Source organism: Stutzerimonas tarimensis (genome assembly GCF_042648805.1).
GTDB lineage: Bacteria > Pseudomonadota > Gammaproteobacteria > Pseudomonadales > Pseudomonadaceae > Azomonas > Azomonas tarimensis.
In genome coordinates this window covers 94,684-108,723 of record NZ_JBHRXZ010000027.1, presented here as the reverse complement: position 1 = coordinate 108,723, position 14,040 = coordinate 94,684, and the positions used below count along the sequence as shown (strand labels likewise).

The window sequence follows — 14,040 nt, the reverse complement described above, 5'->3', positions numbered from 1 at the left end:
AGCAAGCTCGCTCCTACGGGGCGGGTGGGCTTTGACGTCCGGGTAAAATCGGGGTCTGCCCCGATTTCCGGTCTCCCGGATTCTCTGCAGCTGGGGTGGGTTCCTTGCCAGCCGGGTGAGCTTAGCACCGCTTTCGTAGGAGCGAGCTCGCTCGCGAAAGCGGACGGCCAGACCACCCTGGAGCTTCGGCGCCGCACCGGCCATTCGCGAGCAAGCTCGCTCCTATGGGGCGGGTGGGCTTTGACGTCCGGGTAAAATCGGGGTCTGCCCCGATTTCCGGTCTCCCGGATTTTCTGCAGCTGGGGTGGGTTCCTTGCCCCCCGGGTGAGCTTCGCACCGCTTTCGTAGGAGCGAGCTTGCTCGCGAAAGCGGACTCCCAGACGACACCAGAGCCTCGGTGCCGCGCCAGCCATTCGCGAGCAAGCTCGCTCCTACGGGGCGGGTGGGCTTTGGCGACCGGGTGCATCAGGGGTCTGTCCCGGATTTCCCCCTCGGTGCCGCGCCAGCCATTCGCGAGCGAGCTCGCTCCTACAAGGCGGGTGGCCTTTGACGTCCGGGTAAAATCGGGGTCTGCCCCGATTTCCGGTCTCCCGGATTTTCTGCAGCTGGGGTGGGTACCTTGCCAGCCGGGTGAGCTTCGGACCGCTTTCGTAGGAGCGAGCTCGCTCGCGAAAGCGGACGGCCAGACCACCCTGGAGCTTCGGCGCCGCACCGGCCATTCGCGAGCGAGCTCGCTCCTACGGGGCGGGTGGGCTTTGGCGACCGGGTGCATCAGGGGTCTGTCCCGGATTTCCTATGTCCCGGATTTTCTAATCCCTCCGGCTCCCTACCCCGCCTTGGCCTCCACCAGCAGGTTCTGTTTCTCAGGCCGCTTGAGCAGGGCGTAGATGATGCCGGTGACGAGGCTGCCGGCGAGGATGGCGAAGAGGTAGAGCAGCGGTTTGTTGATGGCGTTGGGGATGAGCAGGACGAAAAAGCCGCCGTGGGGCGCCAGCAGGCGGCAGCCGAAGGCCATCACCAGGGCGCCGGTGAGTGCGCCGCCGACGATGCAGGCGGGGATGACTCGCAGCGGGTCCTTGGCGGCAAAGGGGATGGCGCCTTCGGAGATGAAGCAGCCGCCGAGCACCAGCGCCGCCTTGCCCGCTTCGCGTTCGGTCTGGGCGAACTTGTGGCGGGCCAGCAGGCTGGCGATGCCCATGCCGATGGGCGGCACCATGCCGGCGGCCATGGTCGCGGCCATGGGGCCGTAACTCTGCGAGGCGAGCAGCCCGACCGAGAAGGCATAGGCGGCCTTGTTGATCGGCCCGCCCAAGTCGACGCACATCATGGTGCCCAGCACCAGCCCGAGCAGCACGGCGTTGGTGGTGCCCATGTTGTCGAGAAAGGTCGTCAGCCCGGCGAGCATGCCGGCGACCGGGGTGCCGACCAGGTAGATCATCACCAGGCCGGTGAACAGGCTGGCCAGCAAGGGGATGATGAGGATCGGCTTGAGCGATTCGATGCTCGCCGGCAGTGGCACCCAGCGGGTGATGGCCTTGGCGCTGTAGCCGGCGACGAAGCCGGCGATGATGCCGCCGAAGAAGCCGGCGCCCAGGGTGCCGGCGAGCAGCCCGCCGATCATGCCCGGCGCCAGCCCTGGCCGATCGGCGATGGAATAGGCGATGTAGCCGGCCAGCAGCGGGACCATCAGCTGGAAGGCCGTTTCGCCACCGATCTGCATCAGCGCGGCGGCCAGGGTGCCCTCTTCCTGATAGGCCTCGATGCCGAAGACGAACGACAGGGCGATCAGCAGGCCGCCCGCCACCACCATCGGCAGCATGTAGGACACGCCGGTGAGCAGGTGCTTGTAGACCCCGGCCTTTTCCCCTTTCGCCTCGCCGGACTCGGCCGGCGCCGCGCCCTCCGCGCCCAGCAGCCGACCTTCGCTCAGCGCCTTCTCCAGGGTGGCCTCCGGTTGCTTGAGGGCGACGCCGGTGCCGCAGCGATAGACCCGCTTGCCGGCGAAACGGCTGGTGTCCACCTCGATGTCGGTGGCCAGCAGCACGGCATCCGCCGCGGCGATGTCCTCGGCCTCCAGCAGGTTGCGGGCCCCCACCGAACCGCGGGTTTCCACCTTCAGCTGATAGCCGAGCTTGACCGCCGCGGTCTGCAACGCCTCGGCCGCCATGAAGGTGTGCGCCACCCCGGTCGGGCAGGCCGTGATGGCGACCAGCCGGCGTGGGCCGTCACCGGTGGCCTCGGCTGCCGGCTCGACCGATTCCAGCACCCGGGCCTGTTCGGCGGCCTGACGCAGGAAGGCATCGGGATCGCGCAGCGCTTCGGCCGGGGTCGATTGCACCAGGCGCTTGCCGACGAAACGCTCCAGCGCCAACGGCCCGGTCTTGACCACCACCACGAGCTCGGCCGCCTGGATGTCCTCCGCGGTCAGCGGTGAGCCGATGGCCCTGGGATCATGCACTTCGACGCGCGGCGACCAGCCCAGGCGCAGCGCAGCCGCCTCCAGCAGGCGCGAGGTGAGCACGCTGGTGACCATGCCGCTGGGGCAGGCGGTGACAATCAGAACCTTCATCCTTCAACCTCTACTTGTTTTGGGCCGGCGCCTCGATGCGCACCTGGCTCTGCAATTGCCGGAGCGCGTCGGGATCGGTGATGCCAAAGGCGATCTGTCCTACCGCCTGGGCGGCGATGGCGGTGGCCTGCCGCAGGGTGCGCTCGGCGGGCCAGCCTTCGAGCAGTCCGTGGAGCAGGCCGGCGACCAGCGAGTCGCCCGCGCCCACGGTGCTCACCACCGGCACCGGGGGCGGGGTCGCCTGCCAGAGTCCGTCCGGGGCAAACCAGGCGACGCCCTCGGCGCCGCGCGAAACCACCAAGTGGGTTACGCCAGCGGCCTGCAGCGCGCGGGCTTGCTCCATCCAGGGGCCGCCGCTGCCGATCTCGGCCAGTTCCGTCTCGTTGGGCTTGGCCAGCCAGGGCTGGGCGCGCAACCCTTCACGCAGCGCCGCGCCACTGGTGTCGAGCACCAGGGGCACGCCGCTGGCCTTGATGCGCGCCAGCAGTTCGGCGAAATCGACCAGGCCGAAGCCCTGCGGCAGGCTGCCAGCGACCACCACGGCGTCCTGGCCGGTGAGCAACCCGGGCAGCTCTTCCAGCAGACGGTCACGCGCAGTGGCGGGAATCTGCAGGCCGGGACCGTTGACATCGGTCACCCGCCCGCCGGCTTCGGCCAGCTTGATGTTGCTGCGGGTCTGCCCGGGCACACGAATGAAGCGGTCGATGAAGTGCCGGGCGGCAAACAGCGCCTCGAAGGCCTGGGGGTTGGCGCCGCCGAGAAAGCCGCTGACGGTGAGCTGGTGGCCAAGGTCGCCGAGCACCTGGGCGACGTTCAGCCCCTTGCCCGCGGCCTGCAGATTCAGCGCCTCGCTGCGGTTGACCTCGCCCAGGCGCAGCGCCGGCAGGCGCAGGGTCAGATCCAGCGCCGGGTTGAGGGTGAGGGTGAGAATCCTGGCCATCAGCAGTGCTCCGTGACAAAGGCGCGCACCTCATGCGCACCGGGCAACGCCAGCGCCTGCTGCGCCAGCGCCTGGCATTCGGCGAAGGCCAGCTCGCGCACCCGCGCCTTGACCAGCGCAATGCTGCGCGCCGACACGCTCAGCTCGTCCACCCCGAGCCCCAGCAGCAGCGGCACCGCCAACTGATCGGCGGCCAGCTCGCCACAGACGCCCACCCACTTGCCCTCGGCATGGGCGGCGCGAACGGTCATGTCGATCAGCCGCAGCACGGCCGGATGCAGGCCGTCAGCCTGGCCGGACAGGGTGGGATGGCCACGGTCGATGGCCAGGGTGTACTGGGTGAGGTCGTTGGTGCCGATGCTGAAGAAATCCACCTCGCGCGCCAGCACCGGGGCGATCAGCGCCGCCGAGGGCACCTCGACCATGATCCCCACCTGCAGATCGGCCACCGGCATCTCCAAGAGCAGGCGATCGACCATGGCCCTGGCCATGCGCCATTCCTCCATGCCGCCGACCATGGGAAACATGATCCGCAGCGGGCGATCCTGGGCCGAGGCCAGCAGCGCGCGCAGCTGCACTTCGAAAATGTCCGGGCGCTGCAAACTCAGACGAATGCCGCGCACGCCAAGGAAGGGGTTTTCCTCGGCCGGCATCGGCAGGTATGCCAGCGGCTTGTCGCCGCCGACATCAAGGGTGCGCACCACCAGCGGGCGGCCGTCGAGGGCGTCCAGTACCCGTCGGTATTCGGTTTCCTGGGTCGCCTGGCCCGGGGCCTGGGCATGGCTCATGAATACCAGCTCGGTGCGCAGCAGCCCGACGCCTTCGGCGCCAAGCTCGACCGCCTGCAGGGCCTCGCCTGCGTCGCCGAGGTTGGCGGCGACTTCCACCGCGTGGCCGTCGCGGGTGACCGCTGGCTCCAGACGCCGCGCATCGGCGTCGCGCTGGCGTGCCTGGCGCTGCTCGCGCGCCCGCAGGGCCTGTTCGCGATCGGCCGGGCTGGGCGACACCTGCAGCTCGCCGCGCTCGCCATCGAGCAGCAGCAGAGTGCCCTGGGCCAGGCTGAGCACCGCATCGCCCGCACCGACCAGCGCCGGGATCCCCAGCGCCCGGGCAATGATGGCGCTGTGCGCGGTGGCGCCGCCGCGGGCGGTGAGAATGCCGGCGACCCGCTGGTGGTTGAGGCTGGCCACATCCGAAGGCGCCACTTCGTCCATCACCAGGATGTAGGGCTCGTCTGGCGCCTGCTGCGCTTCCACGCCGGTGAGGCTGGCCAGCACCCGGCGGCCGATGTCGCGCAGGTCGGCGGCGCGCTCGGCGAGCAACTTGTCGTGCAACGACTCCTGCTGGCGGGCAGCGCTCTCGATCACCTCGACCCAGGCCGCCTCGGCACTGGCGCCACCGGCCAGCTGCGCCTGCACGTCCTCGCGCAGGGAGGGATCGCGCAGCATGGCCTGGTGAGTGGTGAAGATGTCTTGGACGCTCTGCACCTGGCTCTGGCCGATCAGCACGCCGATGTCGGCCACCACCTCATCGAGGGCAGCGTCCAGGCGCTGCAGCTCATGCCCGGGCGATTCGGCCCGTTCCGGGTAGTCCATGCTCATCGGTATCCGAACCAGCGCCGGACCCAGGGCGATGCCCGGCGAGGCCGGCACGGCCTGGAGTTTGTCACCGTGCTGCAACTGCGGGGCGGAAGAGTCCGCCTGCAGCGGCAACGAAGCCGCCGGTTGTTCCAGCCCCGGCTCCTCCGGAAGTGGATCGACGGCTTCGCCGAGCCCGGCCCTTACCGCTTCCACCAGCGCCGGCAGGGCGTCGGCGGCGATCTGCGGCTCGGCTAGAAACTCCAGCACCTGCCCTCGCTGGGCACCGAGCACCAGCAGCTTGCTCATGCTCCTGGCCGACACGCCGGGGCTGTCGCTGTCGGCCAGGCGCACACGGATCTGTCCGTCGAACGACTGGGCCAGTTCCGCCAGGGCCTTGGCCGGCCGCGCATGCAGGCCGTGGGCATTGGCCAGGGGCACCCGGGCGGCGGGCCACTCTGGAGCTGTTTCGCCGCCCAGCGCCTCGACCACCTGGCGGCTGGTGCTGGCCTGGCTGAGTTCGCTGCCACGGCCTTCGATGAGCAGGTCGCACAGCCGTTCGAGCATCTGCCGATGGGCCTCGCCAATGCTGGCCAGGCAGAACAGGCCGGTCAGCGGCTGGCCATCGAGGATCAGCGGCTGGCGCGGGGTAACAAAGGCCAGCCCCGGACGCAGCACGCCCCTGTCGCTGCTCAGCCACCAGAGCCCGTCGCCCAGCGGCAGCGCCTGATCCAGTGGCAGCTGAGCGGCAAAACCTGCGCCTACGCACTCGGCGCGACGCAACAGGCGTACACCTTGCCAGGCGAGTTCGTCGAGGTCTTCGACCGGCAGGCCGAGACCGATCAGTTGGCTGTCCAGCGCCAGCTCCTGGGGCGCGCCCTTGAGCAGCGCAAGAATCGCTTCGGGGCTCTCGGCCTCCTGCAACGCCTGGCTCAGGTCCGCCTCGCCAAGGGCACGGGTGAGCATCTGCAGCACCTGCAGGTGCTCGTCCGAGCGCGCGGCGATGCCGATCGCCAGATACACCCGCTGCCCCTCGCCCCAGTCCACGCCGTCGGGAAACTGCAACAGCCGCACCCCGGTATCGAGCACCAGCTCGCGGGTATCCGGTGTACCGTGGGGTATCGCCAGCCCCTGGCCGAGGTAGGTCGAGCCCTGCGCCTCGCGGGCCTTCAAGCCATCCAGGTAACCCTCGGCGACCAGCCCGTCAGCCACCAGCACCTCGGCAAGCAAGGTCAGCGCGGCCGCCTTGTCGGGTGCCGATTGGTGCATGCGGATGTGCGGCGGGAGCAATTCGAGCATGGGGTTCTCCTTGGCGTCGGTGGGGGCCTGGGCTGGAAAAGGGGCTGACTGCGTCTACCCACTGCCGTTCCCGACGCCCGCCCAATGCACTGCTGAAACGTTTCACTAAGCTATCAACATAAGGTAGGCTCTGGCCATAGCAAAGGTGATTTATTCCGACGGAGGACCAGGGGTGAAGCTGACCGACATTGCCCGCCTGGCCGGTGTTTCGGTGACCACCGCCAGCTACGTGGTCAACGGCCAGGCCGAGCGCCGGCGCATCAGCCCGGCCACGGTGGAGCGGGTGATGGCCGTGGTGCGCGAGCAGCGCTTCCAGCCCGACCAGCAGGCCGCCGGCCTACGACGCGGCCAGACCCGCACCCTGGGGCTGATCATTCCCGACCTGGAAAACCCCAGCTATGCGCGCCTGGCCAAGCTGCTCGAACAGCGCGCCCGGCAGCAGGGCTATCAGTTGCTCATCACCAGCTCCGACGACGACCCTGACAGCGAGCGCCAGGTGCTGGCGGTGCTGCGCTCGCGGCGCTGCGATGCGCTGGTGGTGGCCAGCTGCCTGCCGGCAGACGACGCCACCTATCCGGACCTGCTCGCCTCGGGCACGCCGGTGATCGGTGTCGACCGCACCCTCGACCCGGTGCGCTTCTGCTCGGTAGTCAGCGATGACCGCCTCGCCGCGCGCCAGCTCACCCACTCGCTGCTGGAACCACCGCCGCGCCATATCGCCCTGCTCGGCGCGCGCTCGGAGCTGCCCATCAGCACCGAACGCGAGCGGGGGTTCGACGAAGCGCTGGCCGGCTTTGCGGGCCGGGTCAGCCTGCTGCAGGCGCCGCAATTCAGCCGCGACGGCGGCCGCGCACTGATGCGCAGGCTGCTCGAAGAGGACATGCCCGACGCGCTGCTGACCACGGCCTATGTGCTGCTCGAAGGCGTTTTCGATGCCCTCGGCGAACGCCATCGGCTGTGGCCCCCCGGGCTGCGCCTGGGGACCTTTGGCGACTCGCCGCTGCTTGATTTTCTGCCCCTGCCGGTCAATGCCATCTCCCAGCAGCACGGCGAACTGGCCGACCGCGTCCTGCAGGCGGCACTGGCAGCGGTCGAAAGGGACGACTACCAGCCAGGCGTGCAGGCGGTGGCGCGGGTGCTCAATCGCCGTCACGGCGGTGAGCCGCAGGGCTGAGGCCTTGCAGTCTGCGCGGGCTTGGACGAAGCTGCGCCGATTCCCTCGCCGGACCCGACCATGGACCTTGAACGGATCACCCAACGCCTGCATGCCATCCGCGACCAGAACGACTGGCAGCGCTTTCACAGCCCGAAGAACCTGGCCATGGCCGCCAGCGTGGAAATGGCCGAACTGGTGGAGATCTTCCAGTGGCTGGGCGAGGACGAGTCGCGCAGGCTGCCAGCCGAGCGCCTCGAACATGTCGGCCAGGAAGTCGCCGACATCCTCATGTACCTGACGCTGCTGTGCGGCGAGCTGCGCATCGACATGGATGCCGCGCTGCAAGCCAAGCTGGCCGACAACGAACGGCGCTTCGCCCGATGAAGGATCGCCATTTCGATGCCCTGGCGGTGCGCTTCGCAGAAAAGATCTACGGCGGCGCCAAAGGCGCGATCCGCCTGGCGGTATTGCAGGCCGACCTGGCTGAAATCCTTCCTGAGCGCCCGCTGCGGGTGCTGGACATCGGCGCCGGCCTCGGCCACATGAGCCTGTGGCTGGCCGAGCGCGGCCATCAGGTCACCCTCGCCGAGCCGGCCGGGCCGATGCTTGAGGGCGCGCGCGCGCGCTTTGCCGAAGCCGGCCTCGATGCGACCTTTATCCAGACGCCCTGGCAGACGCTGGAAGGCGAGGTGCAAGGTCCGTTCGATCTGGTGACCTGCCATGCGGTGCTCGAGTGGCTGGCCGAACCCGAGGCGATCCTGCCTCTGCTGCGGCGCCTGACTGCCGAGGGTGGCTGGCTGTCGCTGGCCTTCTACAACCGCGACGCGCTGATCTACCGCAACCTGCTCAAGGGGCATTTCAGGAAGGTGAGCCAGGGGCTGTTCGCCGGCGAAGGGCAAAGCCTGACCCCCCAGCGCCCCCTCGACCCTCGTCAACTGGCCACGCAACTCGCGCCGAAATGGGCGGTCACCCATACTAGTGGGGTCCGGGTGTTTCACGACTACATGCCGCCGGACTTCCAGGCGCGCGCCGTGCCCGAGCAACTGCTGGAGATGGAGCTGGCCTACCGCCGCCATCCCGCCTTCGCCGGGCTCGGGCGTTATCTGCACTGGCTCTGCCAGCCGCGATAGGCTGACGGGAGGACCCATGCACCGCTGTCTGCTCGTGGGCTTCGCGGGGCTCTGGTTGATCGGTTGCCAGAGCGTCAATCCCTATGACGGCCCGTCCACACCGCCGCCGGCCGCCTCCGCAGCGCCCACGGCCTACCCGGCAACCGCGGCCGACTTTTCGGGCTACCGCTCCTGGAGCTGGCGCTCGTCGCCGGCCGGCAGCGGCGTACTGGGACCCGAGCAGGTCGCCGAAATGGTCAGCGGCGCGCTCGATCAACGCGGCCTGCGCCCGGCACCGGCCGGTCAGCGCGGGGACCTGGAAATCGCCGTGGACGTCCGCCGGGAAACCCGTCAGCGCCAGGTCCATGACCGTATCGACCCCTACTACGGCCATGGCCTGCACCGGGGCGGTCACTACGGCTACGACCGCTTCGGCGTGATCGCCTCGCGGCCCATGGTGCGCACCTACACCGAACAGGTCACCGCCGTGCAGCTGCAACTGTTCGATGCCGGGGACGGCCAGTCGCTGTGGCGCACCCAGGCCAGCAGTACCGGCAGCCATCCCGATGCCCTGCGCGAAGCCCTGCGGCGCGCGCTGGACGATTATCCGCCACGCTGACCCCATGCTCATCGCTGGAGCACGCCATGAACGCACGTCTGCTTCTGATTCCCCTGATCGCCCTGCTCGCCGCCTGCCAGTCGCCCCGCCAGCAACTGGACTACGACCAGAGCCGCGACTTTTCCGTCTACCGCAGCTGGAGCTGGCAGGAGCCGCCGCTTCGCTACCAGCCCGACGACGCACGCCTGGTGAGCGACCTCACCGAGCAGCGCATCCGCGAGGCGGTGGCCGAGCAGCTCGACCAGCGTGGCCTGCGCCCGGCCGGCGAGACCGCCGACGCCGACCTCAGGGTGCAGGCCTGGATGATCCTCGACGACCGCCAGCATCAGATCGTGACCCACTACGGCAGCGGCTTTGCCTGGGGTCACCCGTGGCGAGGCGGATACATGGCCGCTCCAGTGTATGCCGAAAGCCGCAGCATCGATTATCAGGTCGGAACCCTGCAGATAGACCTGATCGATACCCGCGACAACCGTCTCGTATGGCGCGGCAGCAGTAGCCAGGTAGTGTCCAGCCGCACGCTCAGCCCGAGCGACCGCGCCGGTGAGGTCCGTGAACTGGTCCGCCAGGTCCTCTCGCAGTACCCGCCGCGGTGAGGCAAGGCGGCGACGCGCCTGCTAAACTTTGCCGTCGAGCCAATTGGAGAGCGTGTCCATGGACTGTCTGTTCTGCAAGATCGTGGCGGGAGAAATCCCGGCCCGAATCATCCACGAAGACGACCAGGTGCTGGCGTTCCACGACATCGCGCCCCAGGCGCCGGTGCATTTCCTGGTGATTCCCAAAAAACACATCCCCACCATGCACGACCTGCAGGAGCAGGACGACAAGGCGCTCGCCGGCCATATCCTGTTCACTGCCCAGCGGCTGGCCGAGGAACTCGGCTGCGAGAAAGGCTTCCGGGTGGTGATGAACTGCAACGAGATGGGCGGCCAGACCGTCTATCACATCCATCTGCATGTCCTTGGTCAGCGCCAGATGCACTGGCCTCCGGGCTGATCGGCGCGCTCGCACCGACCACCTCCCCGGCCCGAACTCTGGAGACGATCATGTCCACCCGCCGTCACTACTCCCCCGCCGACCGCGTGCTGATGCAGGCCGACGCCGCGCTGCGCACGCTGCTGCCGTTCAGCGGACAACCCCAGCGCCCGTCCCCGGCCATCCCCAAGCCCGATGCGGAACTCACCGAAGCGGAAAGCCGCCATGTGGCGGGCCTGATGCGTATCAACCACACCGGCGAGGTCTGTGCCCAGGGCCTCTACCAGGGCCAGGCCCTCACCGCTCGCCGGGAGGAAATCCGCGAGGCGATGGACCATGCAGCCGATGAAGAGATCGACCACTTGGCCTGGTGCGAACAGCGCATCCACCAGTTGGGTAGCCATACCAGCGTGCTCAACCCGCTGTTCTATGGGCTGTCGTTCGGCATTGGCGCTGGCGCCGGACTGATCAGCGACCGCATCAGCCTGGGGTTCGTCGCCGCCACCGAAGACCAGGTCTGCAAGCACCTCGACGACCACCTCGGCCAGCTGCCGCCAGTGGATGAAAAGTCCCGCGCCATCCTTGAACAGATGCGCCTCGACGAAGCCCACCACGCCACCGCCGCCCTTGCCGCCGGCGGCCTGCGCTTCCCCGGGCCGATCAAATTCGGAATGAGCATGCTGTCGAAAGTGATGACCAAGGCGACCTATAGGATTTAGCCGTGCAGGTCGGATCAGCCGTAGGTCGGATTTAGCGTAGGTCGGATTAGCGCAGCGTAATCCGACACCATCACACCCTCTCAGGCTCAGGCGCTCGCCCAGCCGTTGGATTACGCTTCGCTAATCCAACCTACGGGGACAGGGGCCATGGTGGCCCCGTCGTCGCCTCGTTCAGCCGTAGGTCGGATTAGCGTAGGTCGGATTAGCGCAGCGTAATCCGACACCATCACACCCTCTCAGGCGCTCGCCCGACGTTGGATTACGCTTCGCTAATCCAACCTACGGGGACAGGGGCCATGGTGGCCCCGTCGTCGTCTCGTTCAGCCGTAGGTCGGATTAGCGTAGGTCGGATTAGCGCAGCGTAATCCGACACCGTCACACCCCTCTCAGGCGCTCGCCCGACGTTGGATTACGCTTCGCTAATCCAACCTACGGGGACAGGGGCCATGGTGGCCCCGTCGTCGCCTCGTTCAGCCGTAGGTCGGATTAGCGTAGGTCGGATTAGCGCAGCGTAATCCGACACCATCACACCCCTCTCAGGCGCTCGCCCCACGTTGGATTACGCTTCGCTAATCCAACCTACGGGAACAGCTCGACGTTGGATCATGCTGCGCCAATCCAATCTGCAAGCGCAGCGCACCGCGCTCTAGCGCGGCATATTGCGGGCGTAGAAGATTTCCAGCATTTCGTGCCGGAGGCGCTCTTCGACCTTGCTGCGCTGCTCCTGGGACAGGGTGCGGGTGGCGTCGCCGAACAGGTAGTTTTCCAGTTCGAAGTCCTTGAGCAGCATCTTGGTGTGGAACAGGTTTTCCTGGTACACGTTGACGTCGGTCATCTGGTACGCCTCGCGGGTGTCGTCCGAGAGGTAGTTCTGGATCGAGTTGATCTCGTGGTCGATGAAGTGCTTGCGCCCTTCGACGTCACGGGTGAAGCCGCGCACCCGATAGTCCACGGTCACGATGTCGGAATCGAACTGGTGGATCAGGTAGTTCAGCGCCTTCAGCGGGGAGATCACGCCGCAGGTGGACACGTCGATGTCGACGCGGAAGGTCGCGATGCCGTCATCGGGGTGGATTTCCGGATAGGTGTGGACGGTGATGTGGCTCTTGTCCAGGTGCGCAAGGATGGTCTCGGGCAGAGGGCCCGGCGACTCCTCGATCTGGCTGTCGGTCGGCGTTACCGGTTGCTCCGAGATGAGGATGGTGACGCTGGCACCCTGCGGCTCGTAGTCCTGGCGCGCGATATTGAGGATGTTCGCCCCAATGATGTCCACCACATCGGTCAGGATCTGGGTCAGCCGCTCGGCATCGTATTCCTGGTCGATGTACTCGACGTAGGCCTGCTGGTCTTCGGGCGTTTCCGCATAGCAGATGTCGTAGATATTGAAGCTCAGGGTCTTGGTCAGGTTGTTGAACCCATGGAGCTTGAGTTTGCTTTTCACCATTGGAAACTCTCTCGAAGCGGCTCTGCCGCGTGGTTGAGCCTGCCCGTCAGCCATGGCAATAGCTGCGTAGGGCGATGAACACCTCTTCGCATTCGGCGATTCTGGATGTATGCGTCTGGAATAGAAGGCCCCGGCGAGCGGGCTGCGCATTATGCAGATCACCCGACCGATTCGCCAGTGTCCCCGATGCCGGGCCGACCCGCTCGCCGCAGGCCCTTTTCGACAGATCAGCCGGGTTCCACGATCTCATAGTCGTGGGTAATCTCGACGCCACCGCGGGCGAGCATGATCGAGGCCGAGCAGTATTTCTCCGCGGAAAGGTCGACCGCGCGCTTGACCTGGGCATCCTTGAGCCCACGGCCCTTCACCACGAAATGCAGATGAATACGCGTAAACACCTTGGGTTCCTGCTCGGCGCGTTCGGCTTCGAGGAAGGCTTCGCAGCTTTCGACTGGCTGACGGGATTTTTTCAGGATGTTGACCACATCGAAACTGCTGCAGCCACCGAGGCCGATCAGCACCATTTCCATCGGCCGTACGCCCAGGTTGCGCCCGCCCATTTCCGGCGGGCCGTCCATCACCACAGTGTGACCACTGCCCGATTCGGCCAGAAACATGGCCTCGCCCGCCCACTGAATGCGCGCCTTCATCGCAAGAACTCCGCTGGTGCCTGGAAAGCCGCCGAGTGTATCACGCGATTTCTGTGAACTCGGCTGCAGCTGCCCTGGATCAAGGCTGCGCTGAGCGACCGGGGCAATCTATAGTGACGCGCCATTCTCTGCTAAGCTCGAATGGCTCGAAGCTTGCTTCAAGGACAGAGCCCTCCTCCAGAAACGCCAATAAAACGGATCTCCTTTACATGGTCGCCACTACCCTCCCGCCCAAGATAAAGAACATCGACAAGCTGATTGCTCACTGCCACCGCCGCCGCTTTTCCTCCAAAAGCACCATCATTTATGCGGGCGATCGCTGCGAATCCCTGTTCTTCATCATCAAGGGCTCCGTCACCATCCTTATCGAGGATGATGACGGCCGTGAGATGATCATCGCCTACCTCAACGCGGGCGATTTCTTTGGCGAGATGGGCCTGTTCGACGCCGAGGAGGCCGACCAGGAGCGCAGCGCCTGGGTGCGCGCCAAGACCGAATGTGAAGTGGCCGAGATCAGCTATGCCAAGTTTCGCGAGCTGACCCAGCAGGAGCCGGAGATCGTCTACGCTCTGGGTCGGCAGATGGCCGAACGCCTGCGCAACACCACTCGCAAGGTGGGTGACCTGGCTTTTCTCGATGTCACCGGACGGGTCGCCCGGACCCTGCTGGACCTGTGCAAGCAACCCGACGCCATGACCCATCCCGACGGCATGCAGATCAAGATCACCCGCCAGGAAATCGGCCGCATCGTCGGCTGCTCCCGCGAAATGGTCGGCCGCGTCCTCAAGAGCCTCGAAGAACAAGGCCTGGTGAACGTCAAGGGCAAGACCATGGTGGTGTTCGGCACCCGGTAGACGCATCGCAGTACGGTTAGCGGTAAGGTCGTAGGTCGGATCAGCGAACGCGTGATCCGACAAACCAGACGCCACTCCGCCCGTAGGTCGGATTAGCGAAGCGTAATCCGACAAACCAGCCCCCGGACA

The 14,040-nt window shown here is 66.9% G+C and carries 13 protein-coding genes; 8 read left to right on the top strand and 5 right to left on the bottom strand.

The window, feature by feature from the left end; genetic code table 11:
* Nucleotides 1-826: 826 nt before the first annotated feature.
* The 3 genes from ACFOMF_RS17160 to ptsP are packed head-to-tail and all read right to left on the bottom strand — an operon-like array spanning nucleotide 827 to nucleotide 6,385.
* A complete protein-coding gene (locus tag ACFOMF_RS17160) occupies nucleotides 827-2,569 on the bottom strand; it encodes a PTS fructose-like transporter subunit IIB (protein WP_386367164.1) in 1,743 nt (580 codons plus the stop codon).
* A gap of 10 nt (nucleotides 2,570-2,579) precedes the next feature.
* Nucleotides 2,580-3,509, bottom strand: coding sequence for a 1-phosphofructokinase (pfkB, locus tag ACFOMF_RS17155; protein WP_386367162.1), 930 nt, complete (start codon nucleotides 3,507-3,509; stop codon nucleotides 2,580-2,582).
* The gene (gene ptsP / locus ACFOMF_RS17150) at nucleotides 3,509-6,385 is read right to left on the bottom strand and encodes a phosphoenolpyruvate--protein phosphotransferase (protein WP_386367160.1); all 2,877 of its coding nucleotides are present in this window, start codon (nucleotides 6,383-6,385) and stop codon (nucleotides 3,509-3,511) included. Before ptsP ends, pfkB begins: the two co-directional genes overlap by 1 nt.
* 172 nt (nucleotides 6,386-6,557) lie before the next feature.
* Here ptsP and cra point away from each other — a divergent pair, with 172 nt between their 5' ends.
* The 7 genes from cra to coq7 are packed head-to-tail and all read left to right on the top strand — an operon-like array spanning nucleotide 6,558 to nucleotide 10,963.
* Nucleotides 6,558-7,559, top strand: coding sequence for a catabolite repressor/activator (gene cra, locus ACFOMF_RS17145; protein WP_386367158.1), 1,002 nt, complete (start codon nucleotides 6,558-6,560; stop codon nucleotides 7,557-7,559).
* A gap of 60 nt (nucleotides 7,560-7,619) precedes the next feature.
* Complete coding sequence (locus tag ACFOMF_RS17140) at nucleotides 7,620-7,925, top strand: nucleotide pyrophosphohydrolase (protein ID WP_386367156.1); 306 nt, start codon at nucleotides 7,620-7,622, stop codon at nucleotides 7,923-7,925.
* Entirely contained in the window at nucleotides 7,922-8,671 is a 750-nt protein-coding gene (locus tag ACFOMF_RS17135; protein ID WP_386367154.1) for a methyltransferase domain-containing protein, read from the top strand. The genes ACFOMF_RS17140 and ACFOMF_RS17135 overlap by 4 nt, the downstream gene beginning before the upstream one ends.
* A gap of 16 nt (nucleotides 8,672-8,687) precedes the next feature.
* The gene (locus tag ACFOMF_RS17130; RefSeq protein ID WP_386367152.1) at nucleotides 8,688-9,269 is read left to right on the top strand and encodes a DUF4136 domain-containing protein; all 582 of its coding nucleotides are present in this window, start codon (nucleotides 8,688-8,690) and stop codon (nucleotides 9,267-9,269) included.
* A gap of 26 nt (nucleotides 9,270-9,295) precedes the next feature.
* Complete coding sequence (locus tag ACFOMF_RS17125) at nucleotides 9,296-9,865, top strand: DUF4136 domain-containing protein (protein ID WP_386367150.1); 570 nt, start codon at nucleotides 9,296-9,298, stop codon at nucleotides 9,863-9,865.
* A 58-nt stretch (nucleotides 9,866-9,923) separates the two neighbouring features.
* Nucleotides 9,924-10,265 (top strand): histidine triad nucleotide-binding protein, encoded by a 342-nt coding sequence (locus ACFOMF_RS17120; protein WP_386367148.1) that lies wholly within the window; start codon nucleotides 9,924-9,926, stop codon nucleotides 10,263-10,265.
* 50 nt (nucleotides 10,266-10,315) lie between these two features.
* A complete protein-coding gene (gene coq7 / locus ACFOMF_RS17115) occupies nucleotides 10,316-10,963 on the top strand; it encodes a 2-polyprenyl-3-methyl-6-methoxy-1,4-benzoquinone monooxygenase (RefSeq protein ID WP_386367146.1) in 648 nt (215 codons plus the stop codon).
* A gap of 646 nt (nucleotides 10,964-11,609) precedes the next feature.
* On the opposite strand, the gene speD is transcribed toward coq7, so the two are convergent.
* Entirely contained in the window at nucleotides 11,610-12,404 is a 795-nt protein-coding gene (gene speD / locus ACFOMF_RS17110; protein ID WP_386367178.1) for an adenosylmethionine decarboxylase, read from the bottom strand.
* Between the two features lie 230 nt (nucleotides 12,405-12,634).
* On the bottom strand, nucleotides 12,635-13,057 hold the full coding sequence (locus ACFOMF_RS17105) for an OsmC family protein (protein ID WP_386367144.1): 423 nt from the start codon (nucleotides 13,055-13,057) through the stop codon (nucleotides 12,635-12,637).
* Nucleotides 13,058-13,266: 209 nt separating this feature from the next.
* Here ACFOMF_RS17105 and crp point away from each other — a divergent pair, with 209 nt between their 5' ends.
* Nucleotides 13,267-13,911 carry a cAMP-activated global transcriptional regulator CRP gene (gene crp / locus ACFOMF_RS17100; protein WP_386367143.1) on the top strand — a complete coding sequence of 215 codons (645 nt, stop codon included), beginning with the start codon at nucleotides 13,267-13,269 and terminating at the stop codon, nucleotides 13,909-13,911.
* The last annotated feature ends 129 nt before the right edge of the window (nucleotides 13,912-14,040 follow it).